This window comes from Mycolicibacterium moriokaense, from assembly GCF_010726085.1.
Taxonomy (GTDB): Bacteria; Actinomycetota; Actinomycetes; order Mycobacteriales; family Mycobacteriaceae; genus Mycobacterium; species Mycobacterium moriokaense.
Map to the genome: position 1 here is coordinate 3,879,807 of NZ_AP022560.1, position 17,148 is coordinate 3,896,954.

Annotated in this window: 16 protein-coding genes; 3 read left to right on the top strand and 13 right to left on the bottom strand. The window is 66.9% G+C overall.

The features are described 5' to 3' along the window. The first annotated feature begins 38 nt into the window (after positions 1-38). Both G6N43_RS18980 and G6N43_RS18985 read left to right on the top strand, forming a co-directional pair. The gene (locus G6N43_RS18980) at positions 39-3,236 is read left to right on the top strand and encodes an ATP-binding protein (protein WP_083149658.1); all 3,198 of its coding nucleotides are present in this window, start codon (positions 39-41) and stop codon (positions 3,234-3,236) included. A 74-nt stretch (positions 3,237-3,310) separates the two neighbouring features. Continuing rightward, complete coding sequence (locus G6N43_RS18985) at positions 3,311-4,456, top strand: oxygenase MpaB family protein (RefSeq protein ID WP_163658151.1); 1,146 nt, start codon at positions 3,311-3,313, stop codon at positions 4,454-4,456. On the opposite strand, the gene G6N43_RS18990 is transcribed toward G6N43_RS18985, so the two are convergent. From G6N43_RS18990 to G6N43_RS19030, 9 genes are all read right to left on the bottom strand, one after another. Beyond that, positions 4,457-5,350: a DUF5995 family protein gene (locus tag G6N43_RS18990; protein WP_133056534.1), complete on the bottom strand. Its 894-nt coding sequence runs from the start codon at positions 5,348-5,350 to the stop codon at positions 4,457-4,459. It abuts the gene before it with no gap. A 108-nt stretch (positions 5,351-5,458) separates the two neighbouring features. Next, positions 5,459-5,890 (bottom strand): type II 3-dehydroquinate dehydratase, encoded by a 432-nt coding sequence (gene aroQ / locus G6N43_RS18995; protein WP_083149661.1) that lies wholly within the window; start codon positions 5,888-5,890, stop codon positions 5,459-5,461. A gap of 7 nt (positions 5,891-5,897) precedes the next feature. Continuing rightward, positions 5,898-6,974, bottom strand: a complete 1,077-nt coding sequence (gene aroB / locus G6N43_RS19000) for a 3-dehydroquinate synthase (RefSeq protein WP_083149662.1) — start codon at positions 6,972-6,974, stop codon at positions 5,898-5,900. Further along, entirely contained in the window at positions 6,967-7,614 is a 648-nt protein-coding gene (locus G6N43_RS19005; protein ID WP_083149663.1) for a shikimate kinase, read from the bottom strand. The genes aroB and G6N43_RS19005 overlap by 8 nt, the downstream gene beginning before the upstream one ends. Further along, positions 7,614-8,825 (bottom strand): chorismate synthase, encoded by a 1,212-nt coding sequence (gene aroC, locus G6N43_RS19010; protein WP_083149770.1) that lies wholly within the window; start codon positions 8,823-8,825, stop codon positions 7,614-7,616. The genes G6N43_RS19005 and aroC overlap by 1 nt, the downstream gene beginning before the upstream one ends. A gap of 47 nt (positions 8,826-8,872) precedes the next feature. Continuing rightward, positions 8,873-9,505: a TetR/AcrR family transcriptional regulator gene (locus G6N43_RS19015; protein WP_083149771.1), complete on the bottom strand. Its 633-nt coding sequence runs from the start codon at positions 9,503-9,505 to the stop codon at positions 8,873-8,875. Between the two features lie 31 nt (positions 9,506-9,536). Beyond that, complete coding sequence (locus G6N43_RS19020) at positions 9,537-10,028, bottom strand: DUF3237 domain-containing protein (RefSeq protein ID WP_083149664.1); 492 nt, start codon at positions 10,026-10,028, stop codon at positions 9,537-9,539. Then, a complete protein-coding gene (locus G6N43_RS19025) occupies positions 10,025-10,408 on the bottom strand; it encodes a nuclear transport factor 2 family protein (protein WP_234810009.1) in 384 nt (127 codons plus the stop codon). Before G6N43_RS19025 ends, G6N43_RS19020 begins: the two co-directional genes overlap by 4 nt. Positions 10,409-10,452: 44 nt before the next feature. Beyond that, positions 10,453-10,884 carry a prepilin peptidase gene (locus G6N43_RS19030; protein ID WP_407664803.1) on the bottom strand — a complete coding sequence of 144 codons (432 nt, stop codon included), beginning with the start codon at positions 10,882-10,884 and terminating at the stop codon, positions 10,453-10,455. A gap of 68 nt (positions 10,885-10,952) precedes the next feature. On the opposite strand from G6N43_RS19030, the gene G6N43_RS19035 reads away from it, so the two are divergent. After that, on the top strand, positions 10,953-11,855 hold the full coding sequence (locus tag G6N43_RS19035; RefSeq protein WP_234810010.1) for an EamA family transporter: 903 nt from the start codon (positions 10,953-10,955) through the stop codon (positions 11,853-11,855). Here the strand turns inward: G6N43_RS19035 and G6N43_RS19040 are convergent. The 4 genes from G6N43_RS19040 to alaS are packed head-to-tail and all read right to left on the bottom strand — an operon-like array spanning position 11,800 to position 17,105. After that, positions 11,800-12,597, bottom strand: coding sequence for a shikimate dehydrogenase (locus tag G6N43_RS19040; RefSeq protein ID WP_083149665.1), 798 nt, complete (start codon positions 12,595-12,597; stop codon positions 11,800-11,802). The genes G6N43_RS19035 and G6N43_RS19040 overlap by 56 nt on opposite strands. A 3-nt stretch (positions 12,598-12,600) precedes the next feature. Then, a complete protein-coding gene (locus G6N43_RS19045; RefSeq protein WP_083149666.1) occupies positions 12,601-13,872 on the bottom strand; it encodes an endolytic transglycosylase MltG in 1,272 nt (423 codons plus the stop codon). Continuing rightward, positions 13,865-14,410: a Holliday junction resolvase RuvX gene (gene ruvX / locus G6N43_RS19050; RefSeq protein ID WP_083149667.1), complete on the bottom strand. Its 546-nt coding sequence runs from the start codon at positions 14,408-14,410 to the stop codon at positions 13,865-13,867. Before ruvX ends, G6N43_RS19045 begins: the two co-directional genes overlap by 8 nt. Before the next feature lie 4 nt (positions 14,411-14,414). After that, positions 14,415-17,105 (bottom strand): alanine--tRNA ligase, encoded by a 2,691-nt coding sequence (gene alaS / locus G6N43_RS19055; protein ID WP_083149668.1) that lies wholly within the window; start codon positions 17,103-17,105, stop codon positions 14,415-14,417. Between the last annotated feature and the right edge of the window lie 43 nt (positions 17,106-17,148).

Sequence of the window (17,148 nt, forward strand, 5' to 3'; positions counted from 1 at the left end):
CGCGATACTCTTAGCCCGTTCGATGCGGGAGGGGCAGGGTGAGCTCTGACGAGTCCGGTCTATCGATCGATGAATTGCTGGACCGCGCGGTACGAGCTATCAACCATGGCGACCGCGCGACAGCCGCTGCGCTCGCCAGTCAGGTGCTTGCCGTCGACCGCGGTAATCCCGAGGCCGAGGATCTGCTCGCGGTATCGGCCAAGCACGGCGAGATACGCCGTCTGACACTGATGTTCGTGGATCTCGTGGATTCGACAGTGCTGTCGACCCGCGTCGAGCCCGAGACGTACCGCACCTTGGTGGGCCGCTATCGCGATGAGGTGGTGCGACTAGTCAATCAGTATGAGGGCCATATACATTCGACAAAGGGCGACGGATTACTGGCGATGTTCGGTCATCCCAAGGCCCATGAGGACGACGTACGTCGCGCTGTCGCGGCAGGTTCGGACATCACCCGGGCCGTCGCACGACTCAGCGACCAGGCAGAGCGCAGGTTCGGTGTCACGTTGAGCGCGCGTGTCGGCGTCCACCGAGGCCTGGTCTACCTCGACCCCGAAGAGAACGACGTCTACGGATTCGCTGCCAATTTTGCCCAACGGATCGAATCGTTGGCGGAGCCGGGCTCGGTAGCCGTTTCCGACGCCACCGCCGCACTGGTGGGCGATGTCTTCGAACTTGTCGAATGCCCGCCGGCCCGGGTGAAGGGAATGATCGAACCGGTCCCCTATCACCGTGTCGTCGGCGAACGCTCAAATGCGCCAACCCTATTGCTGTCGACACCTCTTGTCGGGCGTGAGCGGGAGCGGACATGGCTGGAAAAGGCATGGCAGGAAGCACTCGCGGGGCGGTCGACGACGCCCGGCGTCGCATTTCACGGTGAACCGGGCATCGGCAAGACGAGGCTGGCGCATGCGGCTGCGGAGCAGGCACAGGAATCCGGCGGCACGGTCGTCGAGCTCCGAGGCTCGCCGCTGCACGATGACGCGGGCCTGCACCCTGTCCGCAGGCTCCTGGAACGTCGTTGTGGCATTACGCGATTCACCGACGGCCCCGACAGGTTGCGGCTGCTGGAGGCCGAACTACGCGGGTGCGGGATGGATCCGGCCAACGTGGTGCCGCTACTGGCACCCGTGCTGGGTGTAGGGCCAGAACACGGTTACCAGCCGGCGGCTGTTGAAGGCCGCACACTGTACGAGTTGATCGGCGCGGCCGCGCACCAATACGTGTTGAAGTGTCTCGGCGACGGCGCGGGCCTGGTCATCGCCGAGGATGTGCACTGGTTCGATCCGTCGACCATCGAGCTGCTCAAGTCGATGCTGTCCTCCGCCGACGGGACGCTGATGGTTGTGCTGACTGGGCGCGAAGGTCCGTGGCTGCAAAACGAGTGGCCGGTGTCGCTTTTCGAGCTCAGTCCACTTTCCGATGACGAGTCGGACGCACTGATCGATGCCCTGAACCCGACGGTGACCGAAGCGCAACGTGCGGCGGTGCGCAGCCGCTGTGATGGAGTCCCGTTCTACATCGAGCACGTGGTGGCCGGGTTGAATGAGGCCGAGTACGAGCAGCAGGTTCCCGACGCACTGTACGAACCGCTGTTCGCCCGCCTACATGCCCGCAACGATGTTGTGCCTGTGGTCGAGGCCGCGGCGGCCATCGGGCGTGCCGGGGACCATGTCCTGCTCAGGTCCGTTGTGGACCCCGAGATCAACGACGTCGAGGACATCGTCGCCGAACTCGTGCGGGCCCGTGTCCTCGAGCCAAATGGGATCGATGGGTGGCGATTTCGACATGAACTGCTGCGTGAAGTGGCTTCCGAGCTGGCACCACCATCCTTGCGGCGAGTTCTGCACGCCCGCGCTGCGCGCGCCTTGATCGAGGGTGCTGCCGGGATTGAACCCGATTGGCGTGTGGTGGCGCGTCATTTCGAATTCGCGCAACGCTTCGACGACGCGGTCACCGCCTATCAGAAAGCTTCCATCGACGCGCGGCGCCGTGGTGCCCTTCAGGAGGCGCTGATCTGCCTGACCAACGCGCTCGACCGGCTCACGCAGTGCAAGCCGGGACCGGCACGGGACCGCGCGGAGATTCACATCCGGCTGGAGCGTGGTTTTCTGGCCGGTGCCGCACAGGGTAGCTGGAGCGGCGAGGGCCCCGCCGACCTCGAACGGTGCCTGGAGCTTGCAAGTGCGGGGATGCACGAAGACGAGTTGTTCGCGTCGCTGTATTCATTGATCGGCTACTACCACCCGCGCGCAGAACTGCGCCGTGCGCACGATCTGCTGGACTCCTTGTCGCAACAACCCGTCACTGCTGAGCGCGCGTGGAGCGCTCCTGCACTGTCCTCCACACTGGGTACCGTTCTGTGGCTGGAGGGCGACTTCGAAGCCGCGCGCGGCCACCTGCTGGACGCACTTGACGCTCGCTCCGCTGCCGATCCGCGCGAACTCGCAACCGCTTGGTGGGTAGCCACCGATCCGATCTCGGCTGCCCACAACTATCTCGCACTGACCTACATCATGTCCGGTGACTTGGACCGCGCGGATATCGAACTGGCCCAGTCGGTCCGACGCTGCGAGGAGCTGGAATATCCCCAGAATGCATTCAACAGGGCGATGACGTACTTCCATGAGATCTGGGTGCGCCTCGAATCGAGCCGAGTCGACGAGGCCGCCACCCTTGTCTCCGGAATGCGTAGTCACGCAGAGGCTTCAGGCCTAGATCTGTGGCTGTGGGTCAGCGCCACACAAAACGCCACCACGAAGGCATTGGCGGAACTGAGTGCAGGCGCCGACGACGCGGTCCTGACGTCCAGAGCCGAGAACATCGTGCGGCGGGTGGACGCGTCGCGGCTCATGGAGCTCAATGTGTACCTCACCTTCCATGATGCGGTGATCGCGCGCCTCCTGATTGCGGCGGGCAGCCATGACAAGGCTTGCGAGCGGCTCGACATGTCCTTGGAACTCGCCGAGCGAAGCGGAATGCATTTCCACGACGCCGAGTTGATGCGATTGCGCGCCCACGCACTCGCCGCGCCGGACGCACAGCGGAATGCGCTGGCGGACGCGCTGGCATTTGCGCGCCGCCAGGGCGCGATGCTTTTTGAATTGCGTTGTCTGCTGGATGGTTTCGAGCTGCTCGGAGATGGTGATCGATCGGCTCTCGCGGAAGTTCTGTGCCGTTTCCCCGGCGACGCGCGATGGCCCGAACGCGTCCGCGCAGAAAGAATTCTGTCGTGATCGATGTCGACTTCTGCTGGATCACTGCATTCCCACCGCGATTCTGAGAGGCTCTGCGCATGACGGGGGTACGAGTGTCTTCGAGATGGACAGACGACGTACTCGATCGCATGCGGGGGGTCGGTGACGAGGTCGCCGACGAGCCGGTACGGGAGCTTCTCGCGCGGGGCGGCCTCGACGAAATCAACGCCTTGATGTCGACGCTCATTCGGGTCCGTCAGCCAGTACCGGCGGAGCTACCCAACGAGCTCGAAGCCTACCTGGGCCGGACACTAGCCCTACCGGACTGGGCGGACCCCGCGAAAATCGAACGGGGGCAAGTGCTTTTCGAGGAGTGGTGGCCCCAGATCACCCTCTGCCTTTTCTGCGGGTCATTGCCGGCGTCGTATGCAGCGGCGAACGGAGTCGCGGTGCTCGATCGGACCGCCGAGCTCGAGCGGAGAACCACCAGAAAGCGCCGCATCACCGAGACCGGCCTGTTCCTGGTCGACGCGTGTTACGTCGGCGGACTCGGTGAAGACGGTGCAGGACTTCGCACCATCCAGAAGGTCCGTCTGATGCACGCCGCCGTCCGCCAGTTGATCAAGTCCCGCGCCCAGCAGGATCCAAGGGTGTGGAACTTCGACACCCACGGTGAACCCATCAATCAAGAGGATCTCGCGGGTACGCGCCTGGTCTTCGCCGCCGCAGTCGTTGAGTTTCTGCCGCGCCTCGGTTTTCGGATGAGTCCCGACGACGTCGACGCCTATCTGCATCTCTGGAATGTCATCGGTCATCTGATGGGTGTCGACGACGAATTGCTGGTGCACGATCGCGACGACGCCTTCGCACTGGCCGACGCCATCCGAGTACGCCAATACAGTCGGTCCGATCCGGGAATTCGGATGACGAAGGCACTGCTCGAATTCCTATACGAAATCACGCCGGGCCGCCTCGATCACGCGTTCTACCCCGCGTTGATCCGACATCTGATCACCGACGAGGTGGCCGACATGCTCTGCGTACCGTCGTCGAGTCTGGTCGACGACCTCGGCCGGCTGACGCGACTGGTCGATTGGCTTCTGGTACATGTCTTTCGTCGGCCGGACCGGGTACCGCGCGTGGCCCGCAAAATATCGCGTCAGGTACTCAGACAGATGCTGCGGGAGCAACATCGTGGCGAGCGACCACCGTTCGCGATTCCCGACCAGCTCGCCAAGAAGTGGAATCTCGGGGTGTGATCACGTCTGGTTGAGGGCTCGCAAGTTGCCTGCGGTATCCCTGCTCTCGTACTTCGCGATCAGCCGGATGACAGTCGGAGTGAGTCGCCAGTACTCCGGCGGATGCAGGTACCAGGCGCACAACGCCGCCGCCCACGACATCTGATTCACCGTCTGCTCTCTCACCTTCTGCGGATGCATGGCCAGAGAGATGGCGAAGAGCCAAGCGCTCGTGCGGAACTTCCGGAACACTCTTCCGATCAGCCCGTGAGCGGGTAACGGTAAGCGGATCCATCGGATCGACGGCGAAAGCCGGTCGACGATCTTCAGCATGCCGCGAACTTCGCCGATCACCAGGTCGTTGATGAGCTTGAAATCAGGCTCGAACGTCTGCATGGTGGTCGGTGCGAGCTGAGCGACGACAAGGCCCAAATCGAATTGGATGTGCGCGTTCAGCCCCGCGATCATGTGCTGCAGCATCGTCGAATGCCCCAGCTCGTGTCCGACGAAGACAACCTCCCACGGAAGGGTCAGCCCGTCGGACTCGGCAGGATCGAAGTACGCATTCAACGCATCGAAGTAGCGCTGGGCGAATACCGCGTCGAAGCGTTCCATCAGCTGCGGCTCTTTGAATTTGCCCGCCTCGAGCGCATCGCGAATCGCCAGGGTGGACCTTCGGTAGAGCACCGCGAAGTAGCCGATGGTGCTCTGTTCTCGAATCGCCCAATCGATGATCTGATCGAGATTTCGCAATACGCCATCGATGTCGCTCGCTGGTTGGAGAGGTGTCCACGAAGTGCCGGGAGTCGGACGCTTGCGGGGAGATATTTGCGAGTAATGCTGCTCGTTCCCATGCGGGATCGCCGTGTGGGCGCCCGAATCAGCTTCCTTCTGCACGTTCTGCTGCAAAGTCATAGCCGACCACCACGTTTGCTAGTACCCACCGGCCCCGCCGCAGCGGGTTTGACGAGATCAGGATTGCACGAACCGGCGTCCCGGACGTGAGTAGTGGACTACCTGTCTCTATCCGAGGCTGGCGAGGTACCGCAAGGCCAGGACGTAGCCCTGGACGCCGAGGCCGACGATGACCCCGGAAGCCACCGCGCTGATGTAGGAGTTGTGCCGAAACTCTTCGCGCTTGTACACATTCGAGATGTGCACCTCGATCAGCGGGGCAGTCAGCTCCGCGCACGCGTCGCGGAGAGCGATCGAGGTGTGCGTCAGCGCGCCGGCGTTCAGGATGACCGGGTCTCCTGCGTCGGCGGCCGCGTGGATGAAGTTGAGCAGTTCCGCTTCGCTGTCGCTCTGCCGCACCACCGCGGTGAGGCCGAGGTCTTCGGCTTCGGCCTCGATCAGCGCCACCAGATCCTCGTAGGTGGTGCTGCCGTAAACATCCGGCTCACGCTTGCCGAGCCGGCCGAGGTTGGGCCCGTTCAGGACCAGCACGGTCGTCATCGCTAGGTCACCTTCCGATCACCGAGTACGCCGCCGCCAGCAGCGACGGATCCGGCCCTTCGAGGCGTCCGGGCTTGCCCAGGCCGTCGAGCACCACGAAACGCAGTACCCCGGCGCGGGTCTTCTTGTCACCCGCCATGTACTCCAGCAGCTGCGGCAACGCATCGGCATCGTATTCGACCGGAAGCCCAAGTGCCGTAAGAACAGTGCGATGCCGGTCCGCGGTGCCGTCGTCCAGCCGGCCGGCCAGCCGGCCGAGTTCGGCGGCGAACACCAAGCCGACGGAAACCGCCGCCCCGTGGCGCCACTCGTAGCGCTCCCGGCGCTCGATCGCATGGGCCAGGGTGTGGCCGTAGTTGAGGATCTCGCGTAGCTGCGACTCCTTCTCGTCGGCCGCGACGACCTCTGCCTTGACGGCAATCGCACGCCGGATCAACTCGGGCAACACCGTGCCCTTCGGGTCCAGCGCGGCCTCTGGGTCAGCTTCGATCGTGTCGAGGATGACCGGGTCGGCGATGAATCCCGCCTTCACGATCTCGGCCATCCCTGCGACAAGTTCGTTGCGCGGCAACGTCTCCAGCGTCGCGATGTCGACGAGCACGGCGGCCGGCTGGTGGAATGCGCCGACGAGGTTCTTGCCCGCATCGGTGTTGATCCCGGTCTTACCGCCGACCGCGGCGTCGACCATACCCAGCAGCGTGGTAGGCACGTGCACGATGTCGATACCACGTAGCCACGTCGCGGCGGCGAAACCGGCGACATCGGTGGCCGCGCCGCCGCCCAGGCTGACGATCGCGTCCTTGCGGCCAACACCGATGCGGCCCAACACTTCCCAGATGAAGCCAACGACCGGGAGATCCTTGCCCTTCTCGGCGTCCGGGATCTCGATGCGATGCGCGTCGATCCCCTTGTCCGCCAGGGTGTTCCGGATGGCCTCGGCGGTCTGCGCAAGCACCGGCTGGTGCAGGATGGCGACCCTGTGCCGACCGGCGAGGGTACGTTCCAGCTCGGAAAGCAACCCGGTGCCGATGATCACCGGGTACGGCGGGTCCACGAGGACCTCAACAGTGACCGGTTCAGCCATGGGGACCCGCTTTCTTGGCGGCCAGTTCCGCGGGCGACGGTGGCGCATCCGTGTTCGCCGTCGCGGTCAGCGTGGTGGGGGTTCGGCGCCACGGGGGACGACGACGCCTGCGCCGCTGTGGCCGCGGCGTCTCGGGGTTCTCCAGTCGGTCGACGATGTACCGCACGACCGCACCGGGATTGCGGCGGTTGGTGTTGACGCGCATGGTGGCGACCCGTCGGTACAGCGGAACACGTTGGGTCATCAGGGCTTTGAACTTCTCGCTGCGATCGCCGCCGGCGAGCAGCGGGCGCACCGTGGGGCCGCTGGTGCGGCGCACGCCCTCGGCGGCGTTGATCTCCAGATAGATGACCGTGTGTCCGGCGAGGGCCTCCCGCACGCCCGGCGTGGTGACCGCTCCCCCGCCGAGCGACAGCACTCCGTCATGGGTTTCCAGCGCCGAGCGGATGACTTCCTCCTCGATGCGGCGGAACTCCGCCTCACCGTCGGTGGCGAAGATGTCGGCGATGGTGCGGCCGGTGGTCTCCTCGATCGCGGCGTCGGTGTCCAGCAGGGTGAGGTCCAGCGCCTTGGCCAGCCGACGGCCGATGGTCGACTTGCCGGACCCGGGCAAGCCGATCAGCACAGCCTTCGGCGCCATCAGTGCGACGCCTGGACCGGCTGCGACGACGGTTCGCGCTCCGAGACCGCCCGCAGGTAGTTGTCGATGTTGGCGCGGGTCTCCGACAGCGAGTCGCCACCGAACTTCTCCAGGGTCGCGCGCGCCAGGACCAGCGCCACCATGGTCTCGACGACCACGCCGGCGGCGGGCACCGCGCAGACGTCGGAGCGCTGATGGATCGCGACGGCCTCGTCACCGGTGGCCATGTCGACCGTGGCCAGCGCCCGCGGCACCGTCGAGATCGGCTTCATCGCCGCCCGCACGCGCAGCGGCTGACCATTGGTCATCCCGCCCTCCAGGCCGCCGGCCCGGTTGGTCGAGCGCATCACTCCGTCGGGGCCGGGATACATCTCGTCGTGGGCGACGCTGCCGCGACGGCGAGCGGTCTCGAAGCCGTCGCCGATCTCGACGCCCTTGATCGCCTGGATGCCCATCACCGCGCCCGCGAGCTGGCTGTCGAGGCGGTTGTCACCGCTGGTGAAGGAGCCGAGCCCGACGGGCAAACCATGGACCACCACCTCGACGATGCCGCCGAGCGTGTCGCCGTCCTTCTTGGCCGCCTCGATCTCGGCGATCATCGAGGCCCCGGCGGCTTCGTCGAACGCGCGCACAGGACTCTCGTCGATGGCCGCCAGATCGGAGAACTGCGGCGGCGGCCCGTCATAGGGCTTCGAGGCGCCGATGGAGATGACGTGCGACAGCACCTCGACGCCGAGCGCCTCCCGCAGCAGCGCCCGCGCAAAGGTGCCCGCGGCGACCCGGGCTGCGGTCTCGCGGGCGCTGGCCCGTTCGAGCACCGGTCGCGCGTCGTCGAAGCCGTACTTGAGCATGCCCGCATAGTCGGCGTGGCCGGGCCGCGGCCGGGTCAGCGGTGCATTGCGGGCGCTCTCGGCCAGCACGGCCGGGTCGACGGGGTCGGGGGCCATCACCGTCTCCCACTTCGGCCATTCGGTGTTGCCGACCTCGATGGCGATCGGACCGCCGAGCGTGACGCCGTGGCGGACCCCGGCCAGCATCGTGACCTGGTCCTGTTCGAACTTCATCCGGGCGCCGCGGCCGTAGCCCAGTCGGCGTCGGGCCAGCTGGCCGGCGATGTCCTCGGAGGTGACGTGGACCCCGGCGATCATGCCTTCAACCACGGCCACCAGGGCGCGGCCGTGGGATTCACCAGCTGTAGTCCATCGCAACACGCGTCCCATCTTCCCACGTCGCGCGTACGGGCCCGATTTGTGTGCGTTTAGGAGCGCTGAGCGCTCGATTTTGCACACAAATCGCTGGTGAGGCTGTCCAGGACGCGGCCGATCTCGGCGACGGCCTGACGCTGCGCCGCCTTCTGGTCGTCGGCGCGGGCGACGACCATCGCCACCTCGCAGGTGGCCCCGAAGAGGAAGTGTGCAAGCGGACCGGGTGGCCTCGGGGCGATACGACCGGCTTCGACGGCTCGCGAGATCCCGAGCTCCATCATCGCCAGCAGCGGCGCCTCGAGTCGGCGCATGCCCTCCCAGCCGATCGCGGCGTTCGCATCGAGCAGGACGATGCGCTGCACTCCGGGCTCCAGACACTCCTCGAGGAAGGCGCCGGTGGCCGCCTTGAACGCGTCCCACGGGTCCTTCTTGCGGTTGTAGGCCGCCGTGAGCGGAGCGATCATCCGCTCGACCTCACGGCTGAACACCGCCTCGAACAGCTGCCGCTTACCGGCGAAGTGGTGGTAAACGGCGCCCTTCGTCACGCCTGCGCGCGCCGCCACCGCGTCGAGAGAGGTCGCGTCGTAGCCGTCGCGGGCGAACAGTTCACGTGCGGCGTGGACGAGTGCGGCCGTCGTCGCCTCCGTGCGCTCCGCCTGGGATCGTCTGGCCACCCGTGTCGCCACTGGCCGACCATAGCCGAACATCAAGGCGGGTTCACAGCAGCCGATAGATGCGGTAGTCGATGTGGTTCGGCGACAGGATGTTATAGCCGACCGCGACGAGATCGGACAGCCACGCGTAACGCTCGTCGGCGGTCTCGAACGTCGGCGTGGTCCGTACGTACGTCTCGTCGAACGGCAACACCTCGCCCGCCGCCAGCCGCGCAAGCCCGTCGGCGGGAACCTTGATGATGCCGCGCGCCTCATAGTGGATGAGCACACCGTCGTGGGTACGCAGGGTCGCACGGACGTCCACGCGTCCGGCGCCGTCGGCCCCGACGAGCAGCCAGTCTCCCCCGCCGGGCAGGATCTCGCCGGCGAGCTTCGGCCCGTCGATGACGCCGCCGGTCGTGACGAAGGTCATCCTCGTACCGACCGGAGTCGTAATCGGTTGTGCGGGAGCGAGATCGACGTGCATGTCGAAGAGATGCTCGACGGGCATCGCGTCGACGAGCGGTAGCTGGTCCACCGGGGTTGCGGTCGTCATGCGACCGACCCCAGCGCCGCCTGCAGTTGCGCCGCATCGATGAAGCTGTCCTTGCGCGCGACAAGCCCGTTCGGCGAGATACTCACGACGTCGAGGCAGTCGAACCGGATGTCGCCGGAGATCAGCGCCCAGTCGAGGATCCAGTGGTTCTCGCCGTAGAGCACGCGGTAGGTCTCCCACGTGAAATCGGGGAACTGCGTGAAGATTTCAGCGAAGGCGGCACGCACGGCATCGCGGCCAACGACGGGCTCGCCGTCCATGTGCATCCAGAACTGGGTGTCCGGGGTGTGCAGCGCCACGATCGCGTCGGGATCGTGCGCCGCCCACGCCGCGAAATAGCGCTCGGAAAGGGATTTGAGGTCCTGCTGGGACATTTGCATACCAAGAGTATGCATTAACCTACTCAGAGTATGCAATAGAGAGATCACAGGATCGCCAGACCGCACGCTGCCGCCGCGGTCACACACATCGAGGGCCCGTGCGGGACGGTTCGGGCTGTGCTGCCAACCCCGGCGACCACCGCCACCGCCGCGGTCAGCAACGGCGCCCCCAACGCGGCGAGCGACCAAACGTCGACGCCGAAGGCCCCGGTCAGCGCCCCGATTCCGATCGCGAGCTTGACGTCACCGCCACCCATGGCCGTGGGCGCCGTCAGGTGCAGCGCGAGATAGATCGCGAACAGCGAGGCGGCACCCGCCGCGGCGGACGTGCCATGGCCGGCCACGACGGCACCCGCCAGGATCGTGGCCGCGCCAGGAACCGTCAGCCAGTTGGGCAACCGACGCTCCCGGACGTCGTACCAACTCAACCCGACGAACCAGGCCAGCACGCCGACACCGGCCACCCCCACCTCCACAAATCGAGGCTAAGTCCGTTGCTCGGCGGCCATCTGCACCACTTTCGCGGTGCGGCATAGTCGAGGACGTGCTCGCCGCCGCCCGATCCCCTGCCGGACCCGCGCTGCTCGTGGCGGCGGCCGCGGTGAGCCAGGAAGTGGGCGCCGCGTTCGCCGTCGGTCTGTTCGCGGCCTTGGGCGCGGTCGGCGCGGTGTTCGCGCGCTTCCTGGTCGCCGGAGTGCTGCTCGGCGTCTTCGTCCGGCCACGCATGCGGGGCCCGACGTCGACCGCCTGGTTCTCGGTCGCGGCTCTCGCGCTCACCCTGACCGCGATGAACGTGTGCTTCTACTTCGCGCTGACGCGGATACCGCTCGGTGTCGCCGTCACGGTGGAAGTGCTTGGCCCGCTGGCGCTTTCGGTGGTGGTGAGCAAGCGCGCCAGCGCATGGTTGTGGGCCGGACTGGCATTGGCCGGCGTCGCCATGCTCAGCCTCACGGGCGTGCGGTTCGGCCACCTGGACCTCGTCGGACTGGCATTCGCCGCGGGCGCTGCACTTGGCTGGGCGGGTTACATCATCGCCTCGTCGCGCGCGGCGGCCAGTTTTCCCAGCCTCGATGCGCTGGCCATCGCCACGATGCTCGGCGCTCTCGCCACCGCACCGTTCGCGATGCTGTCCGTCGATCCGCACGCGGCATTGCGGTGGGAGGTGGTGGGACTCGGGGTCACGGTGGGCGTGATGTCCTCGGTCATCCCGTATTCCCTCGAGCTGATCTCGCTGCGACATCTGCCGCCCGAGACGTTCGCGGTGGTGACGTGTCTGTCTCCGGTCGTCGCCGCGCTCGCCGGCTGGCTGGTCCTCGGACAACACCTCGCGCTCACCGGGTATGTCGCGATCGTGCTCGTGACGCTGGCAAGCATCGGCGCGGTGCGCGCGACTAGCGGTCGGCGATCGCCGCCCTCATCGCTTCCTTGGGCGCAGGCAGCCCCGTGAACTGCTCGACCTGAGCGAAAGCCTGGTTCAACAGCATCTCCAGCCCGCTGATCACCCGTCCGCCTGCGGATTCGACGGCCGCCGCCAGCGGAGTGGGCCACGGGTCGTAGATCGCGTCGAGCAGGACGGGCGTCGCCGCCAGGGTCTCGACATGCGCGGCTGCCACGTCGGCCGGGATGGTGCTCACGACCACGTCGACATCACCCACCGGTGCGCCCAGCTCGATCCAGCGCGCCTGCGCACCGACCTGAGCCGCGAGCCCGACAAGCGGCCCGGCCTTGGCCCGGTTGCGGGCGACGATCGAAATATCCTGCACGCCAAGCTCTGCCAGCCCGACGACAGCGGCGGGGGCCGTACCGCCCGAGCCCACCACCGCAGCCCTGCCCGACACCTGGCCCAGCGCGCCGATGATCCCGTCGACGTCGGTGTTGTCGGCGCGCCAGCCCTTTTCTGTCCGCACCAGGGTGTTGGCCGAACCCACCAGCTCGGCGCGGGCGGTCCGTTCGTCGGCGAACTCCAGGGCCGCGAACTTGCCAGGCATCGTCACCGACACGCCGACCCATTCCGGCCCCAAACCACCCACGAGGGCGGGTAACTGCTCGGCTGTGCACTCGATCCGTTCGTAGGTCCAGCCCTCGAGCCCCAGCGCGCGATACGCGGCAAGGTGCAGCTGCGGTGAGCGGGAATGCGCAATGGGCGAACCGAGCACCGCGGCCTTGCGCGGACCATGCCCCGCCGTCATGACTTACCGTCCGGAGTCGAGAACACCGTTGTGCATCGCGAGCTCGATGTTCGCCAGATGCTGCTCATAATCCCGCGTGAATAGGGTGGTGCCCTGCTTGTCGATCGTCACGAAGTACAGCCAGTCCCCCGGTGCCGGCTGTTCAGCGGCCGCAAGCGCCGGCTGTCCGGGCGAACAGATCGGCGTCGCCGGAAGTCCCGGCCGCACATAGGTGTTCCACGGTGTGCGCTGCGCGCGGTCAGCGTCGGTGGTCGCCACTTCGATCCGGTCGAGCGGATAGTTCACCGTGGAGTCGAACTCGAGCGTGCGCTTCTCACCCAGCCGGTTGTAGATGACCCGCGCCACCTTGGCGAAGTCTTCGGGGGTGGCCTCGCGCTGCACCAGCGACCCGACGGTCAGGATCTGGTAGGGCGACATGTTCATCGCCTGCGCGGTGTCGAGCAGCCCGCCCTGCTCGTATTGAGTTGCGCTGGCGCCGATCAACGTCGACAGGATCTCCTGTGGCGTCGCCGACGGGTCGATGTTCCACGTCCCCGGGGCGATGAGCCCCTCCAGCCGGCGGTGGTCGGTGCCCATCGCCTTGACCGGTCCGAGCGCCCATTGCGGAACCGAAAGCGCCGTCGGGTCGACCGTGCCCGCCGCCTCCTTGAGCGCGTCAGCGGCGACACACTTGCTCTCGCCGTCGAGATCCACACACGTCGCCTTTGAGATCAGGGTGAGGATGCCGTCGGTGACGGCGTTCGTGTTCACGTCCTGGACGTCGTCGAGCTGACGACCCTCGGGGATCACCAGCTTGCCGACGCGGTTCTGCGGATCGGCAAGCCGCTCAACGGCATTGGCGGCGGGAATCTCCGTGCGCACCTTGTAGAACCCCGGCTGGATCGACGAGATCGCGGCATTGCCCTGTGCGGCGTTGACGAACGCGGCCGAGGTGGCGACGACGTTCTGCTCCTGGAGCGTCTGGCCGATTGCGGTCGTGGAGTCGCCGTCGTGGATCTGGATCACCACGTCGGTGACACCGTCACCGGTGAAGTCGTTGCTCGTGCCGAACATGCTGTGCCACAGCCTCGATCCCAGGAACACTGCGCCGATCACGACCACGACCAGGATGCCGAGCGCCCCAGCGGTGGCCATGCGGCGCCGACGGCGGTTACGTGCCTCCCTCAGCCGGGCCGCTCGACTCTTGCGATGCCGGGGCGGGCCGACGGCCATGGGCTCGACCCGTTCGCGGCGCCAGTCGGACTCCACGCGCTCCCGGCCCCAGTCGTCAGACATCGGAGACCACGCCCTCGATGTCCCCGTGCGCGGCCACCGCACGCCGTTGGTCCAGCCAGTTCTGCAGGATGCCGACCGCGGCCGCCTGGTCGATCATCGATCGCTGCCCCTTCGCACGTATCCCGGCCTCGCGTAGCGACCGCTGGGCCGCGACGGTGGTTAGCCGCTCGTCGGCCAGTCGCACCGGGACCGGCGCGATACGCGCCGCCAATTGATCGGCGAGCGCGATCGCGTCCTGGGCCGCGGTGCCCGACCGGTCGGCCAGTGTCCGCGGTAGGCCCACGATCGCCTCCACCACCTCGAGTTCATCGACCAACGCCGCCAGCCGACGCAGATGTCTGTCCGAACCTCTACTGCCTTTTCGCCTATCGCGCGCGACGGTCTCCACCGGCGTCGCGAGGATTCCGTCCGGGTCGCTGACCGCCACGCCGATGCGGACGCTGCCCGCGTCGATGCCCAACCGTCGGCCGCGGCCGGGATCGGGCGGAGTCAGGGTTGGACCCGGCCGATCCGGCAGACGGTCGTCGGTATTCGCCACGCGGTCAGCTCCGGTCCAGTTCGGCGCGCAGCGCGGCCAGTGCCGCGTCGATCCCCGCCGCCCCTTTTCCGGAGCCCTGTGCCAGGTCAGCCTTGCCGCCCCCGCGGCCGTTCACCGGCGCTCCCAACGTCTTCACCAGCTCGTTGGCGCTCAGGCCGAGGTCCTGCGCCGCCGCATTGACGGCGACGACGAACGGAACCGCGTCACCCTCGCCTTCGGCGATCAACGCGACGACCGCGGGATCACTGCCCAGCCTGCCCTTGATGTCGCCGACGAGCGTGCGCAGATCCGCCGCCGACATCCCGCCGGCCATCCGCTGCGCCACGAGGTGGACCTTACCGACCTGCTCGGCGCCTGCGGCGGCATTGGCGGCCACGGCGCGCGCATTCGCCAGCCGCATCCGGTCGAGTTCCTTCTCTGCGGCACGAAGGCGTTCGACGAGGTTGGCGACGCGGGCGGGCACCTCCTCCGACGGCACCTTCAGCGTCGACGCCAACCCGGCCATCAGGGCGCGCTCCTTGGCCAGGTGCCGGAACGAGTCCAGCCCGACGTAGGCCTCCACCCGTCGCACACCGGAGCCGATCGACGATTCGCCCAGAATCGTGACGGGCCCGATCTGGGCCGAACTGCGCACGTGGGTTCCGCCGCAGAGTTCGAGTGAGAAAGGGCCGCCGATCTCGACCACCCGCACCTCATCGGGATACGCCTCGCCGAACAGCGCCATCGCGCCCATCGCCTTGGCCTTCTCCAACTCGGTGGTGAAGCTGTGCACCTCGAAGTCGGCCTCGACCGCCTCGTTGGTGACCTCTTCTATCTGGGTGCGCTGATCCTCGCTGAGGGGGCCCTGCCAGTTGAAGTCGAACCGCAGGTATCCGGGCCGGTTCAGCGAGCCCGCCTGAACGGCGTTGGGGCCCAACACCTGCCGCAGCGCGGCGTGCACCATATGGGTACCCGAGTGTCCCTGGGTCGCGCCGTGGCGCCACTTGGGGTCGACGGCGGCCACAACGGTGTCGCCCTCGACGAACTCGCCGGACTCGACGTTGACGCGGTGTGCCCACAGGGTTTTGGCGATCTTCTGCACGTCGGTCACCGCCGCCTTGGCCGCCGCGGATGCGCCGGTTCCGCTGATCGCGCCCTCGTCGGCGATCTGTCCGCCGGACTCCGCGTAGAACGGGCTGCGATCGAGAATGATTTCGATGCGGTCGGCGTCCTGGGCTCCGTGACTGATGACCGGTACCCGCTTGCCGTCGACGAAGATGCCGAGAATCCTTGCCTCGGAGGTCAATTCGTCGAAGCCCGTGAATTCGGTGGGTGCGGTGTCGACGAGTTCGCGGTAGGCCGACAGATCGGAGTGCGCCTGTTTACGGGCGGCCGCGTCGGCCTTGGCGCGCTGCCGCTGCTCGGCCATCAGACTGCGGAAGCCCTCTTCGTCGACGGACAGGCCGGCCTCGGCCGCCATCTCCAGCGTCAGCTCCAGCGGGAACCCGTAGGTGTCGTGCAGGGTGAACGCGTCGCTTCCGGACAGCACCTTGGCGCCCGCCGCCTTCGTCGCGCCCGCCGCCTCCTCGAACAGCCGCGAGCCCGAGGCGAGCGTGCGGTTGAACGCGGTTTCCTCCGCGACGGCGATGCGCTCGATGCGCTCGAAGTCGTCGACGAGTTCGGGGTACGACGGGCCCATGGTGTCGCGCACCGTCGCCATCAGCTGGCTCATGATCGGCTGCTCGACGCCCAGCAGCTTCGCCGAGCGGATGATCCGGCGCAGTAGCCGGCGCAGGACGTAGCCGCGGCCCTCGTTGCCGGGGCTGACGCCGTCGCCGATGATGATCGCCGAGGACCGACTGTGATCAGCGATGATGCGGTAGCGGACGTCGTCCTCGTGGTTGCCCTGGGCGTATCCCCGTGGTGCGACCGCCGCGACGAGGTCGATGACCGGACGCAGCAGGTCGGTCTCGTAGACGTTGTCGACGCCCTGCAGGATGCAGGCCACCCGCTCGATGCCCATGCCGGTGTCGATGTTCTTGCGGGGCAGCGGGCCGAGGATCTCGAAGTTCTCCTTCGAGGTGCCCTCGCCGCGCTCGTTCTGCATGAACACGAGGTTCCAGATCTCGATGTAGCGGTCCTCGTTGGCGACAGGCCCGCCGTCCACGCCGTATTCGGGCCCGCGGTCGTAGTAGATCTCCGAAGACGGCCCGCACGGTCCGGGGATGCCCATGGACCAGTAGTTGTCGGCCATGCCGCGGCGCTGGATGCGTTCCAGCGGCAACCCGGCGACTTCCTGCCACAGGCCGATCGCCTCGTCGTCGTCGAGATAGACCGTCGCCCAGAGCCTTTCGGGGTCCAGGCCGTAGCCGCCCTCCCCGACGGGGTTGGTCAGCAGGCTCCAGGCGTATTCGATGGCGCCCTTCTTGAAGTAGTCGCCGAAGCTGAAGTTGCCCGCCATCTGGAAGAAGGTGTTGTGGCGGGTGGTGATGCCGACCTCGTCGATGTCGGGGGTGCGAATGCACTTCTGGACGCTGACGGCGCGCTTCCACGGCGGGGTGCGCTGCCCGAGGAAGTAGGGCACGAACTGGACCATGCCGGCGTTGACGAACAGCAGATTGGGGTCGTCGAGGATCACCGAGGCGCTGGGCACCTCGGTGTGACCCGCCTTCACGTAGTGATCAAGGAAACGCTTCCTGATCTCATGTGTCTGCACGTTCTACTGTTCCTCGCACTGGGAGTGGTCTGCAATTACCTGC